Origin of the sequence: Burkholderia sp. KCJ3K979 (assembly GCF_016759955.1) — a bacterium.
In the GTDB taxonomy this organism is placed as follows: Bacteria; Pseudomonadota; Gammaproteobacteria; order Burkholderiales; family Burkholderiaceae; genus Burkholderia; species Burkholderia orbicola.
This window is the reverse complement of the sequence record NZ_JACFYV010000355.1, coordinates 1-3,742: the sequence shown is the minus strand read 5'-3', so window position 1 is coordinate 3,742 and position 3,742 is coordinate 1. Positions and strand designations below refer to the sequence as shown.

General features: G+C 67.4%; 3 protein-coding genes. 2 read left to right on the top strand and 1 reads right to left on the bottom strand.

Annotated elements, in window-relative coordinates; translation table 11 throughout:
• Positions 1-175 precede the first annotated feature (175 nt).
• Both H3O04_RS34465 and H3O04_RS34460 read left to right on the top strand, forming a co-directional pair.
• Positions 176-430 carry a hypothetical protein gene (locus H3O04_RS34465; RefSeq protein ID WP_202589421.1) on the top strand — a complete coding sequence of 85 codons (255 nt, stop codon included), beginning with the start codon at positions 176-178 and terminating at the stop codon, positions 428-430.
• A 187-nt stretch (positions 431-617) separates the two neighbouring features.
• Entirely contained in the window at positions 618-986 is a 369-nt protein-coding gene (locus H3O04_RS34460) for a hypothetical protein (protein WP_006477219.1), read from the top strand.
• A 265-nt stretch (positions 987-1,251) separates the two neighbouring features.
• Here H3O04_RS34460 and H3O04_RS34455 read toward each other — a convergent pair.
• Positions 1,252-3,742 (bottom strand): restriction endonuclease (locus H3O04_RS34455; RefSeq protein ID WP_202589420.1); only part of this gene is annotated, 2,491 nt, incomplete at its 5' end.

The following is a 3,742-nucleotide window of genomic DNA, read 5'->3' as shown; positions in this document are numbered from 1 at the left end:
AGCACGGCAACCGTGCGTTTTGTACTCAGTCACGGGCTCCAACACCCAAGCGCGGGGCAAACTGCACGGTCTCGTCTGGCTACCACCAGACTTTACCGTACTGGTCAGTACTGAACATACAAGCGCGACCGGCTCACGAGCGCACTGATCACGACGACCTGAGGAGAGTGATCACATGAATTCCATCCGGTACATCGGACGGTACGCAGCCGCCGCAGTCGTTGCGCTCGCAACGATCGGCAGCGCGCACGCGGCGGGCTGCATGAAGGGCGCGGTGGTAGGCGGTGTGGCCGGCCACTACGCGGGGCATCACGCGGTGGTCGGCGCGGTCGGCGGCTGTATCGTCGGCCATCACATGGCGAAGAAGCACGCGCAAGAGCAGGCCGCGCAGCACAGGGCCGCCGCGCAGGGCATGCAGCCGGCGCAGTAAGCGACCTCGTCACCGGGGCGATGCGGTCGCGTCGCTCCGGTGCTTCGTTCCCGCGTTCATGCACGCACCGAATTGATCCGACGAATGCGTGCCGCACGCATCGTTACGATCATTTACAACGTCGTGCGGCACGCATTTCGCGCGTTCATAAAATGCAGTCACACAAACGCGCTCCAGGGAGCACACGATGAAACAGCAACGATATCTGTCCGTCCTGACGGCCGCGCTGCTCGCGCTCGGCTCGGTATCCGCCCATGCGGCGGCCGGCGGCAATGGCGGGGGCAACGGCGGCGGTCATGGCGCTGGCGGCTCGGGCGGCAACGCGGGCGGGATGTCCGGCGGCCACATGAGCGGCCAGGCGCTGAGCAACTCGAACGGCATGCACGCGGGCGATCGCGACAAGGGCCTCGCGCGCGCGGCCGACCGTTCCGATACGATCGCCGACCGTGCCGGCACGCAGCCGGGCCGGGGTCACACGCACGCGCATGGCCATACCGCGCATGCGTCGACGTCCACGCATCATTCGCATCGGAATGCATTCGGCCGCACGCTGTAAGCACGGCCGGCGAATGCAGGAGAAGGGCGCTTCGGCGCCCTTTTTCATGGTGAAAACGCAACGAGGCTGCCGACCGGAAACATCATGCCGACCCGATTTGCAACCAGCCGTAACTGCGTCGCCCGCCCGCGAGAATACGGATGGCTTTCATGCGAATGACAGGATGAAAACCGGCCGGAGCAAACAGGCGCCGCGGGCACTCGGCACGATCGATAGAGGCCCGGCCACGCCGATAAAAAAGGGCGGCTCGTCGCCGCCCTTCGTCTTACCGCCCCGCGCCCGCCGTCGGCGCTGCAGGTTCGAATAACGCATCGGCCTGCGTGACCCGCACGAAGCGCGCCGCGCCGTCGCCATCGACCAGCGCGCGGAAATGCGCTTCGCCGCACGCGAGCTTCGCGCGCTCGTGCTCGCTCGGCACGTGGCCGTCGGCATTCGGCGTATCGACGACGAAGTACAGCCGCTCGCCGCCGTCCTGTTCCGCGAGCACGGCCCAGTCGGGGTGATAGCTGCCGAGCGGCGTCTGCACGCGGAACCACGCCGGCAGCTTCGCGTACAGCTTCACGCCGTCGTGCGCTTCGAGCGCATCGGCGAACGCGCGCTCCGCATCCGTCTCGCACACGACCGCTTCGTGGATCGACTTGCGCGCATCCGGCCGCAGGTTGCGCAGATAGCCGGTCAGCGCTTCGCTCTCGAACGATTCGAGCGCATGCACGTGGCGCTCGCCGAGCTTGCGGTACGCGATGCCCGCGACGAGCGCGAGCCGCTTGCAGCGGTTGATCGCGTCGGCCGCGACCGCGATGAACTGCTGCGGATTCACGCGGAAATCGTCGAGCCGGCCGCTGTCGGCGAGGATCGTCGCAAGCGAACGGCGCGTGAGCTGCGTGCGGTCCTGCAGCTCGGTGAGCAGGTCGGGCAGCGGCAACTCGCCTTCGTCGAGCAGCACGGTGCCGGCGCCGGCCACCTCGATCGCCTCGATGCCGGCCTTGCCGATGTCGATCTCGGCCTTGCGCCACTGCAGCCGCGCCCGTGCGATGTCTGGCGCATCGCGTAACGCGGCCGTGCAGTCGCGCACCAGCTTCGCGTTGTCGAATTCGACGCGGTACACGGTGCGATGACGGATGCGATCCCACAGCGCGCGGAAATCCTCGCCGAACACGACGGCCTTGCCCGATGCATCGCGCCGCAATGCGATCGCGCGGCGCTCGTCGGCATTGCGCACCGCGAAGCGGCCCGACAGCTTGCGCAGCGTCGCGACGATCGGCGCACGCAGCCGTTCGAACGCATCCGGCAGCACGAGCGCGCTCTGGCGCAGCGCATCCTTCAGCCGATCGAGCACCTTGCCCTGTGCGTCGACGTAGCCCTGCTCGTGCAGGTGATTCCACAGCACGCGCGACAGCTCGATGCCGAGCGCGTGCGCGGGGCCGCCGTCTTCCTGCACCGGCAGCGCCGCGAACTGGTGTTCCTCGACGATCCCGAAACGGATGCCCGTATCGGCCTCGATTTCTTTCTGCAGGTTTTCCGCGAACGACTCGTAGCGCTCGGTCGCGATCACGGTGAGCGTGTTCACGCCCGGGTCGCGCACGCGTTCACCGTCCTGATCGACCGCGAGGCGCAGCCCGCGGCCGAGCGTCTGGCGGCGCTCGCGTTCGGTCTGGATGTCGCGCAGCGTGCAGATCTGGAACACGTTCGGGTTGTCCCAGCCTTCCTTCAGCGCCGAGTGCGAGAAGATGAACTTCAGCGGCGTGTCGAACGACAGCAGCGCTTCCTTCTCGCGCATGATCAGGCCGTACGCGCGCTCCGCGTTCTCGCGGGCCGCCGCGCTGCTCTCGCTCGTGTCGGTCCAGCCGCCCTTGCGGTCGATCGAGAAGTAGCCGTTGTGCGCACGCTCGACTTCCAGCGCGACGTCGACGCCGTCGAACAGCGCACGGTAGGCCGGCACACGGGCCGCGCGCGCATATTCCTCTTCGAAGATCAGCGCGTAGTCGCCCTTCACCGGCATGCCGTTCTCGTCGTAGCGGCGATAGCGCTCGACCGAGTCGACGAAGAACAGCGACAGCACCTTCACGCCGCGCTCGGCGAGGCGTAATTCCTTGTCGAGATGCTCGCGGATCGTGCGGCGGATCATCTCGCGCTGCACGGCCAGCGTGTCGATGTCGCCGAACGCCTCGCCGAGCGACAGGAACGCCTCGCCTTCCGGATGGCGCAGCTCCACGTATTCGGCGCCCTTGACCGCATGCACTTCGCCGATCCGCAGCCCCGCGTACAGTGCGCGCTTGGTCAGGCGCTCGAGATCGTCGCCGTCGGTCGCCGACACGATCTGGCGCTTCACGCCGGCCGCGGTCGCGACATCGAGCTCGATGCGCGCGCTGATCGCGCCGCGCCGGTTCGACACGCCGACGAGCCGCACGTACGGCTTGTTGTGCGCATCCTCGACGATCGCCGACGCGATCTCGATCTGCTTGACGAGCTTGCGCTCGTACGCGTCGACCGCGTCGAGCCGGTACACCATGTGATGGCGGTCGACGTGGGTGGCCGAATAGCGCAGCGTGCAGAGCGGCGCCATCGCGGCGAGCGCTTCGCGCCCGCGCCCTTCGAGGCCGCCGTCGACGCTTTGCGGCTCGTCGACGATCACGATCGGCCGCGTCGCGCGGATCAGGTCGATCGGCTTCTCGCCGCCGGTCTTCTCGCTGTCCTTGTAGAGGTTGTTGATCTCTTTCTTGTTGATCGCGGCGACCGTCATCACCATGATCTGGATC